At 32.9% G+C, this 15,630-nt stretch carries 12 protein-coding genes; 3 read left to right on the top strand and 9 right to left on the bottom strand.

The window, feature by feature from the left end; all coding sequences use genetic code 11:
* The 4 genes from BLQ19_RS08015 to BLQ19_RS08030 all read right to left on the bottom strand — a co-directional run bounded on the left by BLQ19_RS08015 (nucleotide 1) and on the right by BLQ19_RS08030 (nucleotide 4,017).
* On the bottom strand, nucleotides 1-1,371 hold the full coding sequence (locus BLQ19_RS08015; protein ID WP_074537993.1) for an exonuclease domain-containing protein: 1,371 nt from the start codon (nucleotides 1,369-1,371) through the stop codon (nucleotides 1-3).
* A 110-nt stretch (nucleotides 1,372-1,481) separates the two neighbouring features.
* Nucleotides 1,482-2,132 (bottom strand): YggS family pyridoxal phosphate-dependent enzyme, encoded by a 651-nt coding sequence (locus tag BLQ19_RS08020; protein ID WP_074537994.1) that lies wholly within the window; start codon nucleotides 2,130-2,132, stop codon nucleotides 1,482-1,484.
* 14 nt (nucleotides 2,133-2,146) lie between these two features.
* Complete coding sequence (locus BLQ19_RS08025; RefSeq protein WP_024481316.1) at nucleotides 2,147-3,037, bottom strand: 3-hydroxyacyl-CoA dehydrogenase family protein; 891 nt, start codon at nucleotides 3,035-3,037, stop codon at nucleotides 2,147-2,149.
* A 20-nt stretch (nucleotides 3,038-3,057) separates the two neighbouring features.
* Complete coding sequence (locus tag BLQ19_RS08030) at nucleotides 3,058-4,017, bottom strand: Gfo/Idh/MocA family protein (protein WP_074537995.1); 960 nt, start codon at nucleotides 4,015-4,017, stop codon at nucleotides 3,058-3,060.
* A 151-nt stretch (nucleotides 4,018-4,168) separates the two neighbouring features.
* Between BLQ19_RS08030 and BLQ19_RS08035 the strand changes: the two genes are divergently transcribed.
* Entirely contained in the window at nucleotides 4,169-4,810 is a 642-nt protein-coding gene (locus BLQ19_RS08035) for a protein-L-isoaspartate(D-aspartate) O-methyltransferase (RefSeq protein ID WP_025615572.1), read from the top strand.
* Nucleotides 4,811-4,823: 13 nt separating this feature from the next.
* Here the strand turns inward: BLQ19_RS08035 and smpB are convergent, their stop codons facing one another.
* Nucleotides 4,824-5,285 carry an SsrA-binding protein SmpB gene (gene smpB, locus BLQ19_RS08040; RefSeq protein WP_034666098.1) on the bottom strand — a complete coding sequence of 154 codons (462 nt, stop codon included), beginning with the start codon at nucleotides 5,283-5,285 and terminating at the stop codon, nucleotides 4,824-4,826.
* Nucleotides 5,286-5,401: 116 nt separating this feature from the next.
* Here smpB and BLQ19_RS08045 point away from each other — a divergent pair, with 116 nt between their 5' ends.
* Nucleotides 5,402-6,157, top strand: coding sequence for a DUF6503 family protein (locus BLQ19_RS08045; protein ID WP_074537996.1), 756 nt, complete (start codon nucleotides 5,402-5,404; stop codon nucleotides 6,155-6,157).
* Here the strand turns inward: BLQ19_RS08045 and BLQ19_RS08050 are convergent.
* Complete coding sequence (locus BLQ19_RS08050; protein ID WP_074538198.1) at nucleotides 6,135-6,668, bottom strand: SixA phosphatase family protein; 534 nt, start codon at nucleotides 6,666-6,668, stop codon at nucleotides 6,135-6,137. The two genes, BLQ19_RS08045 and BLQ19_RS08050, sit on opposite strands and share 23 nt — an antisense overlap.
* Nucleotides 6,669-6,921: 253 nt before the next feature.
* Between BLQ19_RS08050 and BLQ19_RS08055 the strand changes: the two genes are divergently transcribed.
* On the top strand, nucleotides 6,922-8,952 hold the full coding sequence (locus BLQ19_RS08055) for a transketolase family protein (RefSeq protein WP_074538199.1): 2,031 nt from the start codon (nucleotides 6,922-6,924) through the stop codon (nucleotides 8,950-8,952).
* Between the two features lie 94 nt (nucleotides 8,953-9,046).
* Here the strand turns inward: BLQ19_RS08055 and BLQ19_RS08060 are convergent, their stop codons facing one another.
* Genes BLQ19_RS08060 through BLQ19_RS08070 form a run of 3 tightly spaced genes read right to left on the bottom strand, consistent with a single transcriptional unit; the run spans nucleotide 9,047 to nucleotide 15,340 of the window.
* Nucleotides 9,047-11,092 (bottom strand): tetratricopeptide repeat-containing sensor histidine kinase, encoded by a 2,046-nt coding sequence (locus BLQ19_RS08060; RefSeq protein ID WP_074537997.1) that lies wholly within the window; start codon nucleotides 11,090-11,092, stop codon nucleotides 9,047-9,049.
* Between the two features lie 58 nt (nucleotides 11,093-11,150).
* Nucleotides 11,151-13,202 (bottom strand): tetratricopeptide repeat-containing sensor histidine kinase, encoded by a 2,052-nt coding sequence (locus tag BLQ19_RS08065; protein ID WP_074537998.1) that lies wholly within the window; start codon nucleotides 13,200-13,202, stop codon nucleotides 11,151-11,153.
* Nucleotides 13,203-13,261: 59 nt separating this feature from the next.
* Nucleotides 13,262-15,340, bottom strand: a complete 2,079-nt coding sequence (locus BLQ19_RS08070; RefSeq protein ID WP_074537999.1) for a tetratricopeptide repeat-containing sensor histidine kinase — start codon at nucleotides 15,338-15,340, stop codon at nucleotides 13,262-13,264.
* Nucleotides 15,341-15,630 lie beyond the last annotated feature (290 nt).

The raw sequence follows: 15,630 nt of genomic DNA on the forward strand, positions 1-15,630 counted from the left end.
TTATTCCTTAATGTCGATTATTTTTTGAACTTTTCTTTTGCGTAAATAGGTTTCAATAATATGATTGGTATTTGCATTCCCCGTCATAGGAGTTATAATCGATTCTAAGATAGGTAAATTATTAATTTGATAGTTTAGATCACAGAAACCTAAGCCTTTAAATACACCATCTTTAATTAAGATAACACTTTTCTCTCCCAACTCTCTACCCTTATCTACAATGGCAATATTTTTTTCTACTAAACTATATTTCTTGACAAGTTCCGTTACTCTAGTATTATAGGACTCTGGATTTTCTTTTGCAATACAAGCTCCTAAGCAAGTTCCGTTGTCATAGTTAGAACAATTGGTTTTTGCCTGTGATAAACCATTTACTTTATTACATAGTTGAAATTCATCTCGTACCGCATGTAAAAAGTTTTCTGCAGCAACCAAACTATTAAAGGTTGTAATTCTTTGATGAATGGTATTGTTTATTTTTTCGGCTTTAAGTTGCAGGTACCCTTGGTCATTTAATGAGGCGTATATGCCAAAAGTAAATAGCTTTTTTTTGTTGAAAGGATTGTATTTTGGTTTGTTACGCGCTAATTCTTCATTTTCTTTTAATAAGGCAATCAATTCATTACCAGTTTTTTCAAAAGTTACACTACGCGTTTCTTTTTGAATTCTTCGTGCTCTATTACCGCTATTCGTAAAGTATTGATTGACGCGTTTTTTAATGTTGTTACTTTTGTTTAATAAGATGATTTCTCCATCTTTATTATGCATATAAAATACCCCTACTTCCGAAGATAAATCGTCTACAATATCTAATTGCCTTGGCGATAACTCGCCAAGAGTTTCTGCCTTCATAACAGATTTAACGATGGTTTTATCTAGATCTTTAGACAGCAATAACTTAAAGAGTTTCAGGGTGGCCAGGGCGTCACCATTAGCTCTGTGACGATCGCTAACAGGAATACCTAATGATCTTACCAATTTACCAAGACTATAAGATTCTGCTTCCGGTAATAGTTTTTGTGAAAGTTCTACAGTGCAAATGGTTTTACGTTCAAAATTAAAACCCAATCGTCTAAATTCTGTTCGCAATATCCGGTAATCAAATTGCGCATTATGTGCTATTAAGACGGTATCTTCAGTGATCTCTACAATGCGTTTAGCTACTTCGTAAAACTTGGGAGCGGTTACTAACATTTTATTAGTAATTCCCGTTAAATTAACTACGAAAGGCTGAATTTCTTTTTCAGGATTTACTAAGCTAATAAATTGATCGACGACTTGATGACCATCAAATTTATGAATAGCTATTTCTGTGATACCTTCTTCATTATATTTTCCTCCAGTAGTTTCAATATCTAATATTGCGTACATGTATCGTATTCAGAATTCATTTTTAATTTATAGTATTTGAACAACTAAATACTATTTTAACGTTTAAAGGTAAGTTTTTTTAACTTTTGGCCTGTAGTCTTTGTTTTATTTTACCTACTTCCGAAGATACTGCTCCCAATTCTAACCATGGTACTGCCTTCTTCTATGGCGCTAAGGTAGTCGCCACTCATACCCATAGATAACGTATCTAAGCCGCTTAATTTGGTAGTCGCTACATCGTAAAGAGATTTTAAGGATTTAAATTCTCGTCTTACTTGTTGTTCATTATCCGTAAAAGTAGCCATTCCCATGAGTCCCTTTATCTTAATATTTTCTAAGGCCTTAAAAGTGTCTGATTCTAGAATACTTAATAATTCTTCTTTATCTAAGCCAAATTTAGTATCCTCTTCTGCAATATGTATTTGCAAAAGACAATCTATTATTCGGTTGTTTTTTTTTGCTTGCTTATTAATTTCCTTCAATAACTTAAAGCTATCTACGCCGTGAATTAAGTTTACGTAAGATGCCATGTACTTTACTTTGTTGGTTTGTACATGACCAATCATATGCCATTGAATATCTTTGGGAAGTTCTTCCCATTTTTGGGTCATTTCTTGAATCTTATTTTCTCCAAAAATTCGTTGTCCCACTTCATAGGCTTCTTTTAGATCTGCAATAGGTTTTGTTTTAGAAACAGCAACTAAAGTTACAGTATCCGGTAGTGTGGCTTTAATATTCTCTAAGTTATTAGCAATAGACATAAATTGTACTGTATTTATTTAATAAAGCTTTTCGCTACTTTTTCTGCTTTGCGCGATTCTGAATAATCATAAAAGCCTTCTCCAGATTTTATACCAAGTTTTTTTGCAGTCACCATATTTACAAGTAAGGGGCAAGGAGCATATTTAGGATTTTTAAATCCGTCGTGCATGACATTTAAAATAGAAAGACAAACATCCAAACCAATAAAATCTGCTAATTGTAAAGGTCCCATAGGGTGTGCCATACCTAATTTCATTACAGTATCTATCTCTTCAACGCCAGCAACGCCATTGTAAAGGGTTTCTATTGCTTCATTAATCATAGGCATTAAAATCCTATTAGCCACAAAACCAGGATAATCATTTACTTCGGTAGGTATTTTTCCTAGTTGTACTGATAAATCCATTATGAGCTTTGTTACTTCATCAGAAGTTGTATACCCTCGGATTATTTCTACCAATTTCATGATGGGAACTGGGTTCATAAAGTGCATTCCTATCACTTTTTCTGGTCTATTCGTTACCGCAGCTATTTGAGTGATCGAAATAGACGAAGTGTTGGTCGCTAAAATTGTTTCAGCATCCGTCACTGCATCTAATTGTTTGAAAATTTTTAATTTCAATTCAATATTTTCGGTAGCAGCCTCCACGACTAAATCCATATTTTTCACGCCTTCTTCAAGTTGTGTATAGGTGGTGATATTTGCTAATGTATTCTTTTTATCCGCCTCAGAAATAACTTCTTTCGTTAGCATTCTATCTAAGTTCTTGGTAATTGTAGCCATCCCTTTTTCAAGTGATGCTTCAGCAATATCAATTAGATGTACTTTAAATCCGTTTTGAGCAAAAACATGTGCAATACCATTTCCCATAGTACCTGCACCAATAACCGCAATATTTTTCATAATCAATGTTGTGTTTAAACTTAAAAAGAAGCTATAATTTGTAATGCGACACGTAAAGCATTGGTGCCTTGTTCTAAACTAACTACAGGTACAGTGTCATTAACAATGGCATCTGCGAAGGTTTCTAATTCATCTAAAATTGCGTTATTGTTTTCAACGTCAGGATTTTCAAAATAGATTTGTTTTTTTACTCCTTCTGCATTCTGTAAAATCATATCAAAATCGCCAGGGTTCTCAGGAGCATCTTTCATTTTTACAACCTCTACCTTTTTTTCCAAGAAGTCTACTGCGATATAAGCATCTTTCTGAAAAAAGCGAGATTTACGCATATTTTTGAGAGAAATTCTACTTGCGGTAAGATTAGCTACGCATCCGTTTTCAAACTCTATACGAGCATTTGCGATGTCAGGAGAATTACTAATCACAGATACGCCGCTAGCATTAATATTTTTAACCTTTGAAGGCACCACACTTAAGATGGCATCAATATCGTGAATCATTAAGTCTAATACAACAGGAACATCTGTTCCTCTAGGGTTGAACTCTGCTAGCCGGTGAGTTTCAATAAACATAGGATTATGTATATTATTTTTCACCGCAGTGAATGCAGGATTAAAACGTTCTACATGCCCAACTTGTCCCTTTACTTGGTGTTTTTTTTCTAAAAAAAGCAATTCTTCAGCTTCTTCTAGGGTATTGGTGATGGGTTTTTCTATGAAAATATGTTTTCCTTTTTCTATGGCTTTCTTAGCACAATCAAAGTGAGAGAGCGTAGGAGTTACAATGTCTACCACATCAACAGCATCTATAAGTTTGTTGATATTGTCAAAATAAGTATACCCAAATTCATCGGCTACTTTTTTACCATTAATAGCATCTGGATCATAAAAACCAACCAAATTGTATTTCTCGGATTGATTTAGTAATCGCAAATGAATTTTGCCTAGGTGTCCTGCACCTAAAACGCCAACGTTGAGCATAAAAAAAATATTTTTTCAAAAATACGGATACTTAAATGTATTTGCAATCAGATTATTAAGATAAAGCTTGTTTTTAATTGATTGTTTTAAAAATATTAATTGAGATTTCTAGCACAGTTTTTTTTAACTTCGTGGCACAAAACCAAACCCATTGAGAGATACATTAAAGCATAAAGGCATGCGAAATAAACTTGCGGAAACGCTAGTGGAAAAAGGCATAACAAGTAAAAGCGTTCTAGAAGCAATTAAAACAATTCCGCGTCATTTATTTTTAGACAGTAGTTTTGAAGATCATGCGTATCAAGACAAAGCTTTTCCTATTGGAGCAGAACAAACAATTTCTCAGCCGTATACTGTCGCATTTCAAACAGAGCTTTTAGAATTGAAGCCTAATGCTAAAGTATTAGAGATAGGAACGGGGAGTGGCTATCAAACAGCCGTATTATTACATCAAAAAGCAAAAGTGTACACTATTGAACGACAATTAGAATTGTTTAAAAAAACAAAGCTATTTTTTTCAAAAATGGGCTATAGACCTAAGAAGTATATTTTTGGAGATGGTTATAAAGGATTGCCAGAAGAAGCTCCTTTTGATGGAATTATTGTTACTGCAGGAGCGCCTTATGTACCTAACCCATTATTAGCACAGTTAAAAATTGGTGGTAGGCTCGTAATTCCTGTAGGTGATGAAGAACAAGTGATGACCCTATTTGTGCGAAAGTCTGAAAAAGAATTTGAGAAAAAAGAGTTTGGTTCTTTCCGCTTTGTACCCTTATTAGAGGATAAAAATTAATAAAAAAAGAGCTTTAGTTATTAAAGCTCTTTTTTATGCGATCTAAATCTTTCTTATTGTCGCGGTCTTTCATTGTTTCTCGCTTATCATAAAGCTTTTTACCCTTTGCAAGGGCGACATTGATTTTGGCTAGTCCTCTATCATTTAAAAATAAATTTAAAGGAACAATTGTTAAGCCTGTATTTTTTACTTCTTTCTCTAATTTTTTAAGTTCACCACGATTTAAAAGCAATTTGCGTTCTGCTTTAGGTAAGTGATTATAGTGTGACCCATGAGAGTATTCATCAATTTGCATATTGATAATAAAAAGTTCTCCACGATCATTAAATTCACAGAAGCTTTCAGAAATAGAAGCCTTACTTAAACGTATAGATTTTATTTCAGTACCAGATAAAACTAATCCGGCGGTATACGTGTCTATAATTTCAAAATCGAAACGTGCACGCTTGTTTTTTATATTTATTTTCTTTTGTATCACAACAACAAAAATAGTAACAATTAAATGATATGCAATTTAACCAATGGATTAATACTTTGATTAATTTTGTAATGACTTGTCTACTTCTGCGATTAAGATAAAAATATACACCGATGAAATATTTTTTATTATTAATAATATTAATGCTTTCTGCTTGTAAAAACACAACGGGAAAACAGTTTACGGCCGACGAAATTGTAGCGAAGAGTATCGTTGTAAGTGGCGGAGATCTTTATAAAACGAGTAAAATTGCCTTTAAATTTAGAGATAAAGAATATGAGTCAGATGCCAATGGGGCTATTCAAAAACGAAAGTTTTTTAGTGATTCTTTAAATTATATTGATATCAAAACAGCTTCTGATTTTCAACGCTATATTGAAGATACTCCAGTAGTCGTCTCAGACTCTTTAGCTTTTGTGTATAGTGAGTCTATAAATTCTGTGCATTATTTTGTGCAATTACCATATCATTTAAATGATAAAGCGGTGCATAGAAAGCTTCTAAAAGAACAGACTATTCAAGATAAATCTTATTATTTAGTACAAGTTACCTTTGATCAAAATGGTGGTGGTGCAGATTTTCAAGACACGTATTACTACTGGTTTAATAAAGAAACATTTACGCCAGATTATTTGGCTTATGATTTTCAAACCAATGGCGGCGGAGTGAGGTTTAGAAAGGCTTACAATGAGCGCTATGTAAACGGAATTCGGTTTGTAGATTATGAAAATTACAAACCAAAAGATGCTTCAGAAACAATACAAAATATAGCAAATTTATATGCTACAGATCAATTAGAATTGTTGTCTAAAATAGTCTTAGAAAATATTACTGTGTTTCTGAAAATTAATCCATTTTTAAACGAATAGCTGTAGCTTTATCGTCTATAATGCGCACAATAAATAAGCTACTGTTATCATAATCATCCATAGCAGGGTATTTCTCTTCGCCGAGCATTTTATTGACAAAATCTGGCGTGGTATTGCTATGTCCTACGACAAGTACATTTTCTCCTTCATGAATAATTTTAAAATCATCTACATTAATAGTGGCAGGATCATAATTTTGAATGCTTAATTCTCTGCTCACTGCGGTGGGAGCAGCAGTCATCATTGTTCTTTCGTAATCAGTACTATAAATTGTGTTTAAATCTATTTCACTAAAAACGCGTTCCCATCTGATGGCTCTTCCTAATCCATCTTGATTTAATTCAGGGTCTCTATTGTCAGGATTACTTCTGTCTTTTTCTCCATGCCTAATAAAATAATAGGTAGAAATAACGCTTTCTTTAGGTGTTGATTCTTCAACAGGCTTATCGTCTTTACAGCTTGTAAAGTTTAATAAAATAAGAGAGACTAAAAGTATTTTAAGAGCTTTCATAAAGAGGTTACAATCATTTGCGTGAATAAAATAAACTACTAAATATAACTCAATATCTTTAAATATAGTATTTCTAAGTGCGCTTTTAAGTTTTATATCCCCTTCAAGTTTTAAATTTTCTAACAATAATGAATCAATTCGTAAGAAAATAATTTAAGCAAAAAATAGGTTGCAGATGGGCGCAAAGGGTTTTATCTTGCAAACTATAAAAATTGAGTATAAACAGTACATTATAAAGGATAAATCAGGCAAGATGAACAAGAAAATAGACCAGTTAGCGGCAGATAATATAAGAGCTTTAGCTATTTCTATGGTAGAAAAAGCAAATTCTGGACACCCCGGTGGACCAATGGGAGGCGCAGATTACATGCATATTTTGTATTCTGAGTTTTTTAATTACGATCCTTCTGATATGACATGGCCATTCCGTGACCGTTTTTTCATGGATGCAGGGCATTTATCGCCTTTAATGTACGCTCAGTACTATTTATTAGGGAATTTTGCTAAAACAGATGTGCAGAGTTTCAGACAATGGGGTTCTGTAACTCCGGGTCACCCTGAGGTAGATGTGAAAAGAGGAATTGAAAATACTTCTGGACCATTAGGACAAGGACATACTATGGGAGTAGGAGCCGCAATTGCTGCTAAATTCTTGCAAGCAAGATTCGGTGATTGGATGAACCATAAGGTATATGGATTTATATCTGATGGTGGTGTTCAAGAAGAAATTTCTCAGGGTGCAGGTAGAATTGCAGGTCATTTAGGCTTAAGCAATTTTATTATGTTTTATGATTCTAATGATGTACAATTGTCTACAAAGACAGATGAAGTTACTTCGGAAGATACCGCAATGAAGTATGAAGCTTGGGGTTGGAAAGTTGTAACTATTGATGGTCATAACCATGACGAAATTAGAAAAGCATTGAAAGATGCTAATGCTGAAACTGAAAAGCCTACATTAATTATTGGTAAAACAATAATGGGTAAAGGATGTGTTACCGCTACCGGTGAAACGTATGAAGGCTATACAGAATTACATGGTAAGCCTATTGGGGATACAGGAGCAGATTTTGTAAAAACATTAATTCATTTAGGAGCAAATCCTGAAGACGAATTTGCAATCTATGCAGATGTAGAAGCATCGTACAAAGAGATTATTACTAAGAAAATAAAAGAAGCTCAACTTAAAAAACAAGAAATTTTAGCTTGGAGAGAAGATAATAAAGAGTTGTCTACAAAACTAAATTCTTTCTTAGCGGGAGAACTTCCTGAGTTAGATTTTGAATCTATTGAAAATAAAGCAGGTCTAGCTACTAGAGCAGCTTCTGCAAACGTATTAGGATATTTAGCAGGAAAAGTAGAAAATATGATTGTTTCTTCTGCCGATTTATCTAATAGTGATAAAACAGACGGATTTTTAAAGAAAACACATTCACTACAAAAAGGAGATTTTACCGGTTCTTTTTTACAGTCTGGGGTAGCAGAACTTACCATGGCTACAATGGCGAACGGGATGGCACTGCATGGTGGAGTGATTCCTGTAGTAGCAACGTTCTTTGTGTTTTCTGATTATATGAAACCAGCTATTCGTTTGAGTGCTATTCAAGAACTTCCAGTAAAATTTGTCTGGACGCATGATGCTTTTAGAGTAGGGGAAGACGGACCAACACACCAACCTATTGAGCAAGAGGCTCAAATTCGTTTGCTAGAAAAATTAAAGAATCATAGTGGTGATGCTAGTTTTATTGCATTACGCCCTGCAGATTCTGCAGAAACCGTAGTGGGATGGAAAATGTTATTAGAAAATGATAAAGTTCCTTCTGGGTTAATACTTTCAAGACAAGGTATTAAAGATATAATTGCAACGGGAGCTACTAGATATGAAGATGCACTACAAGCAGAAAAAGGTGGGTATTTGGTACATAAATCAGACAACCCAGCTATTACCTTAATTGCAAATGGATCTGAAGTTGCAACACTAGTAGAAGCAGCAGCTTTATTAGAAGAGAGAAAAGGAGTAAAAGTAAATATAGCGTCTATCATTTCTGAAGGATTGTTCAGAAAACAATCTAAAGAATATCAAAATAGTGTTATTGCTACAGATAAACCTGTATTTGGTTTAACAGCCGGATTACCTGTTAATTTAGAAGGTTTGGCTGGTGCAAATGGAAAAGTGTTTGGTTTAGAGCATTTTGGATATTCAGCTCCTGCGACTGTTCTGGATGAAAAGTTTGGATTTACGGGAGAGAAGGTTTACGAACAGGTAGTATCTTTCTTAGGATAGTCTAAAAAAGTTTATAAAGTAAAAAGGTCTAACAGTGTTTGTTAGACCTTTTTTTATTGCTATAGGTTGTTGGTTTAGTTCGCGATAATATTGTTTATTCCCCAACGGGAACTGTAAAATAAAATGTAGCACCTTCACCTTCTTTAGTTTCTACACCAATAGTACCTCCATTATTCTCCACCATCTCTTTGCATAGTAATAAACCTAATCCAGTCCCTTTTTCTTTATTTGTACCATAGGCACTTTGCAAACTAGAATCGGGCTTAAAGAGCTTATTTTTAACCTCAGGACTCATGCCTACGCCATTGTCTTGAATTGTTATTTGCCAGTGCTTGTTTTTTAAAGTAGCATCAAGAATTATTTCTCCACCAGTTGGAGTAAACTTTATACTGTTGTTTAATAGGTTTCTAACAATTAAATTAAATTGATTTCGGTCACAATATATTTCGGCAACTTCGGGAATGTTGTTTCTTACAATAATGTTTTTCTGATTGGCATTTTCTTGTAATAAATGAATGCTATCATTCACACTCGTCTGTACATTTAAATTTTCCGGTTTGTTTACGAAGCCATTCATTTGAGATTTACTCCAATTCAATAAATTATTTAAAGTAAAAGACATCGCATCTACATCATTGTATAGCTTAGGAACAAAATTTAAAAAGTCATCTGGCTTTATATCTCCATTTTTGATTAATAAAAGTAAATTCATTAAGGCATTGATTGGAGACCTTAAATCATGGCTAATAATTGAAAAAAGCTTTTCTTGAGTTTCATTGGCATAGGTTAATTTTTGTTTGCTTTCTTCAAGAGTTGTGGCTTTTTGTTCTAATTGATTATTAAGTTTTTGTATCAACTTGTTATTTTTATACACGTAGAAAGAAATTAAGACTGCCAAGAAAACTGCAAATAAACTAAAGATGATATATGTTTTTTGTTGTGCTAATGCCGTGTTTGTTTCCTTCTTTAATTCCTCTTGTTCTAGCTTAAAGCTGGTTTTAGCTTTCAGCATAAGTAAGGCATTCTTTTTATCTTTTAAAGCGGTACTATCGGTTATTGTTTTAAAGTTCTCATAGTAGTTCAATGCTAAAGGAGTGTTATTCTTTTTCTTATTTATGAGGTATAATATTTCCGATAGGGTAGCAATGCCCGCTTGGTATTTTTGTTTCTCAGCAATTTTTAAACCCTTAAGCGCTAAATCTTCTGCGCTAGTATAATCTCGAAGTTGTAAGTAGCTTTTTGCTTTTCCGCTGAGCAAATCGGCCTTTCTGATCTGATCCTGAAGCTTTTTGTGACTTTCTTCACTTAGCTCAAAATACTTTAAAGCTTCTTTGGGATTCTTTTTTTCTAGATAAAGTTCTCCTTTTGTGATATAGGCGAAAGAAAGCCATTCTTCTTTCTCCTGCTCTTTAAATATTACAATACTCTGGTCTAAAAATTCAAGAGCTTTATCAAAATTTTTATTTTTTACATTTAGATAACCTAGATTACTCTTTATGACTCCTATCCAATGCTTTTTGTTTAATGCTTCTGATAATTTTAACGAATTTTCATAATATGGTACCGCTTCTTTGGTGTCCCCTAATAATAAGAATAATGTTGCTAAATTCGTATTTAGTTTAATTTCACTGAGTAGATCTTTTTTGTTTTTGCTGAATTCTAAAGCTTCTTGGTAAATTTTATAAGCATTTTCATGATTTCCAGCATGCATTTGCATCATTGCTTTAACATTATAGGCAGATAGTAAGGTGCTATCTGCAGCAACTTCTTTAGAGAGCTTTATGGCTTTATCTATATGCTCGTGAGAAACCTTTGTTTGGTTAGAAGTGATGGTTGAAGAAAATGCAAGTGCTATATGTGCCTTGGCTTGTCCTCTTTTGTAATTTATTACTTTACTAAGTTTTATTGCTTTATGGCTAAGCGAGCTTACACTGTCATAATTGGAATACACCAATTCCCACGCTAGTTCATTTATCAAATTAATATACACAGTATCTTTTTGAAATGAGGTATGATTCAATTTATATTCCTCTACTTCGGAAAGGATAACTTGTTTTTTACCCTGTGCATACGTATTTGAGATACTTAATAAATAAATGATGAAAATTAAGAATAAAAACGGTTTGAAGTTATAGTTCATTGTATACGAAGTAGATGGCTTCGTTTAAAGTAATGAAATAATTCGGGAATAAATAATTTTAGTTGTTGTCGATAGGATTTTTGGGTATTGTAAAGTAAAATGTACTTCCTTCATTATTGGTACTCTTTACAAAGATTTTACCACCGTTATTTTCTACCATTTCTTTGCACAGTAAGAGGCCTAACCCTGTGCCTTTCTCTCTATTTGTGCCATAGGTGCTTTGTAAGGCAGAATCTGGCTTAAAAAGTTTCTTTAGGATCTCAGGAGTAATACCGACACCATTATCTTTGCAAGATATTTCCCAAAACTGTTCTTTTTCTGAGGCATGTATTTTAATTTCCCCGCCGGTAGGGGTAAATTTAATACCATTGGTAACTAAATTTCTAACAATTAAATTAAATTGATTAACGTCACAGTAAATTTGAGCTGATGTTGGTACATCGTTAATTATTGTTATTTTTTTCTGATTAGCATTTTCTTGTAATAGTTGAATGCTACTATTCACTTTTTCATGTATTTGAAAGGAGATGGGTTTATTTACGAAGCCATTCATCTGAGATTTACTCCAGGTTAATAGGTTGTTTAAAGTGAAAGACATAGCATCTACATCGCTATATAATTTAGGAACAAAGTTTAAAAAATCTTTGGGTTCAATATCTCCATTTTTAATTAATAAAAGCAGATTTTTTAAAGCATTGATAGGAGATTTTAGATCATGGCTTATGATGGAAAAAAGTTTTTCTTGAGTCTCATTGGCATATTTTAAAGTCTTTTCACTTTTCTCAAGAGTGATTGTTTTTTCTTCTAATTGATGATTTAAATTGGTGATGGTGTTGTTATTTCGGTAACCATAATAGGCAATAAGAATGACTAAAAATACAATAAAGAGACTGAATATTATATAGGTTTTTTGCTGTTTTATTGTTCTTTGGTTTTCTAGTTTTAGATCGTTTTGTTGTTTCTGAAAATTAGTTTTTGCATTCAAAAGTGCCAATGCGTTTTGCTTGCTCTGAAGGGCGGTACTGTCTGTAATGTTTTTAAATTTTTCTAAATAGAAGAGCGCTTCTTTTTGGTTTTCTTTCTCTTTGTATAATTGATAAAGAATTTCAGAAAAGTTAGCAATCAGGATCTGATTTTGGTTTTCAATTGATGATAAGTACCCTTCTTTTGCTAATTGTTCTGATTTTTCCAGTTCATTTATTTGCTGATGATATTTGGTGTAGCCTAAGAGTAAGTCTTGCTTTAATTTTTCATCTATTAGATTTTTTTGCAGGCTTTTACTTAAATCAAGATAACGCAAAGCCTCTTTAGTTTCATTTATATTGAGAAGTATATTTGCTTTGGTGAGATAGGCGTAAGCAAGCCACTCTTTACGGTCTACTTCCGTAAAAATTTGAATGCTTTCATCTAAAAACGTAATTGCTTTGTCAAACTGATGCGTTTTATTATATAAAAATCCTAAGTTACTTTTTACAACCCCTACCCAAAATTTATCTTCCAGACGGTCTGTGATGGCCAGTGCTTTTATGTAAATTTTTATAGACTCATCATTGTCGCCCAATACAGAGAAAAGTGTAGCTAGGTTGGAGTAGAGTTTTGTTTCCTCTAAGGGATGTTTGTTATTTTCACAAAGGAGTAAAGCATTTTGATACTGCTCATAAGCTCCTTCATAATCGTTAACATAGGTTTTGTAAATAGCTTTAATATTATACGCAGAAATCAGCGTACTGTCGGCTTTAATTTTAGTACTCAAGACTATGGCCTGGTCAATGTTGCCTAATGTTTTTTTAGAGTCTTTACAGGCTATGATTTCACTAAAGGATGCTGTTAGCAGTGCTTTTGCTTGACCCTGTTTGTAATTTATTTTTCTACTTAAGTCTAGGGCCTCTGTACTTAAAATTTTAACACTGTCATAGTTAGAATATCTTAATTCCCGACTTAATGCGTTAATTAGATTGATATAAGAAGAATCTTTCTCTTTACCTTCTAATCTATGTGCTGTAATTTTAGAAAGAATTTCTTGTTTTTTTGCCTGAGCAGTAAGTTTAGGAATATTTAAAAAAGAGCAGAAAATTAATATGGCAATAAGTGTAGAGTAGTTACATTTCATAAGTTCGCAAAGTGGCTGGCATTGCTGAAATTAAAGAAATAAATGTTATGAAGGAAATTTTATTTCGTAATATTTTCTCTTAGTGGAACCGTGAAATAAAATATGCTCCCCTCGTTTAATTTACTCGTTACAAAAATTTCACCTCCATTGTTATTCACCATTTCCTTACATAAGGAAAGTCCGAGGCCAGTACCTTTCTCATTAGATGTACCATAGGTAGTTACAAGGGTGGCATTTTTTGAACTAAAAACTTGGTCCAGAATCTCTGGAGACATACCTACGCCTTTATCTTTTATGGCCACTTTAAGAAAATCGCCTTCTTTTGTAGCATTTACGGTTATGGTACTTTTTGGGTGAGAAAATTTGATAGCATTGCTCAAGAGGTTCCTAATCACGACATCAATCTGGTTAATATCTGCCCAAACAAAAGCTTTCATAGGAGTGGTGTTGGTGATAGAAATGTTTTTATTCTTAGCTGTTTCTTGGAGTAATTTAATATTTTCAGTAACTAATTCATGAATATCAAAAGAAGATGCTTCAGTTTTAGAACCCGTCATTTGTGTTCTACCCCATGATAATAAATTGTTCAAAGTAAATGAAATAGCATCTACATCATTTTTAACTTTAGGTGTAAACTCCAAAAATTCTTCTTGAGAAATTTCATCGTCTTTTAACATATTCAGAACACTGGCTAGGGCATTTATAGGACCTCTAAGGTCATGACCAATAATTGAGAATAGCTTATCTTTTGTGGCGTTTATTCCACTCAATTCTTCTTCTCTTTTTTCTAAGGCTTTAGTTTTTAGCCTAAGCTCTTTGTTAAATATTTTACGCGCTTTAGATTGTTTGCGTAATAAGAATATAATTAATGCTAAAATAGCCAATGCAATTAATGCCATGTAGAAGTAAATATTCTGTCTAGCTTTTACCTTTTCATTTGCCAGTTGTGCATCTTTTTGCTGCTTTTCAAATTCTAATTTAGTTTTAAGTATACCTAGGCTATTTAGGTTTTCTTTTCGTGAAATAGAATCTGATAATAGTTTAAATACCTCGTGGTATTTCAAAGCAATATCAGCCTTGTTATTCTTTTTATTAATTTCATACAATAGCTGATTTGATTTTTTAGAATCATCTAAAAGGCTAAGTCTTGTTCCAATTTCTAAGGACGCAATGGCATTCTCTTCGGCTTGGACATAATTAAAGAGTTTAAAATAAGCTTCAGACAAAGAGTTTAAAAGTTGAGCTTTACTTCTGTCATCATTTAAATCTTCGTGCAAGGTTAATGCTTTATCATACCAGTATAAGGCTAATTTGGGCCTGTTCTGTCTTAAATACATGTCACCTTTTACCATATAAGAGTAGGCTAACCAGTCATTAATCTCTTTTTCCTCAAAAATTACAATACTACTATCAATGTATACTTTAGCATTTTCAAAATCTTTTAGTTTCACATATAAATCGGCAATATTACTGCTACTTTGTGCGGTGTAAACATCATTCCCTAATTGATGGTTGATGTCTTGAACTATTTTGTAAAGGCTTAAACTTTGCTGATAATCTTTTTGAGAAAGATATAAGTGCGCTACATTTTCTTGGATAAAGGACAAATTTAAAAGATCGTTGGTGTCCGTAGCAATCTCAATGGCTTTTAAATATGCTTTTAGCGCTTCTGCATGATTTCCTATGTCATAATGCAAAATACCTAAAGGATTTAATGCGCGAATTTTCAATTTCTGATTTTCTATTTTTTTTGCGAGATTATACGCTTTCTCCAAGGATTGTATGGCCTTATCGTTTTCACCATTATACGCTTCATAATGACTAAGTCCTATTAGCGCCATAATGGTACCTTCTTCATAGTTTGACTTGCGACTTAATTCTTGTGCTTTTTTAGTGTAAAAGTATAAACTATCTATATTTTTAAAGTAGTACTCATGACCTATAGCATTCAATAGATTTATATGCTCATGATTTGAAGCATCAAAATTGTTATTGCGCTGTAATTGTAATAATACGGTAGATAAACTATCTAATTTGTTGTTCTGTGTATACGTGTGGGTGACATTAAGAAACAGGAATACAATAAGCAGACAAAAAGGCCTTTTAATGTAGTTAGGAATGATAAAATAGGCAACCATACTCGGGGGAGGATATTATCCGTTTCTTTTTTATAAAACTACCGCATAAGCGTATAGTAATAAAAAATTTGTTGTGAAACGGCAGTTTTTATTTGTATAAATACGGTTTACAGGATAATACAAGTTGATTTAAGCCTAAAAAAGGAACGAAAAATAAGCAGTTGAATTGTCAAAACACTTGATTATTAGTACTATAATCCGAGAATGAATGATTTTATGAAAATTTATTTAAAATAGTGATTATTTTATTTTGCAAATAGCATCTAAAAAATTAACTTTGCAGCCGCTTA

Origin of the sequence: Cellulophaga baltica (assembly GCF_900102165.1) — a bacterium.
Classification (GTDB): domain Bacteria; phylum Bacteroidota; class Bacteroidia; order Flavobacteriales; family Flavobacteriaceae; genus Cellulophaga; species Cellulophaga baltica.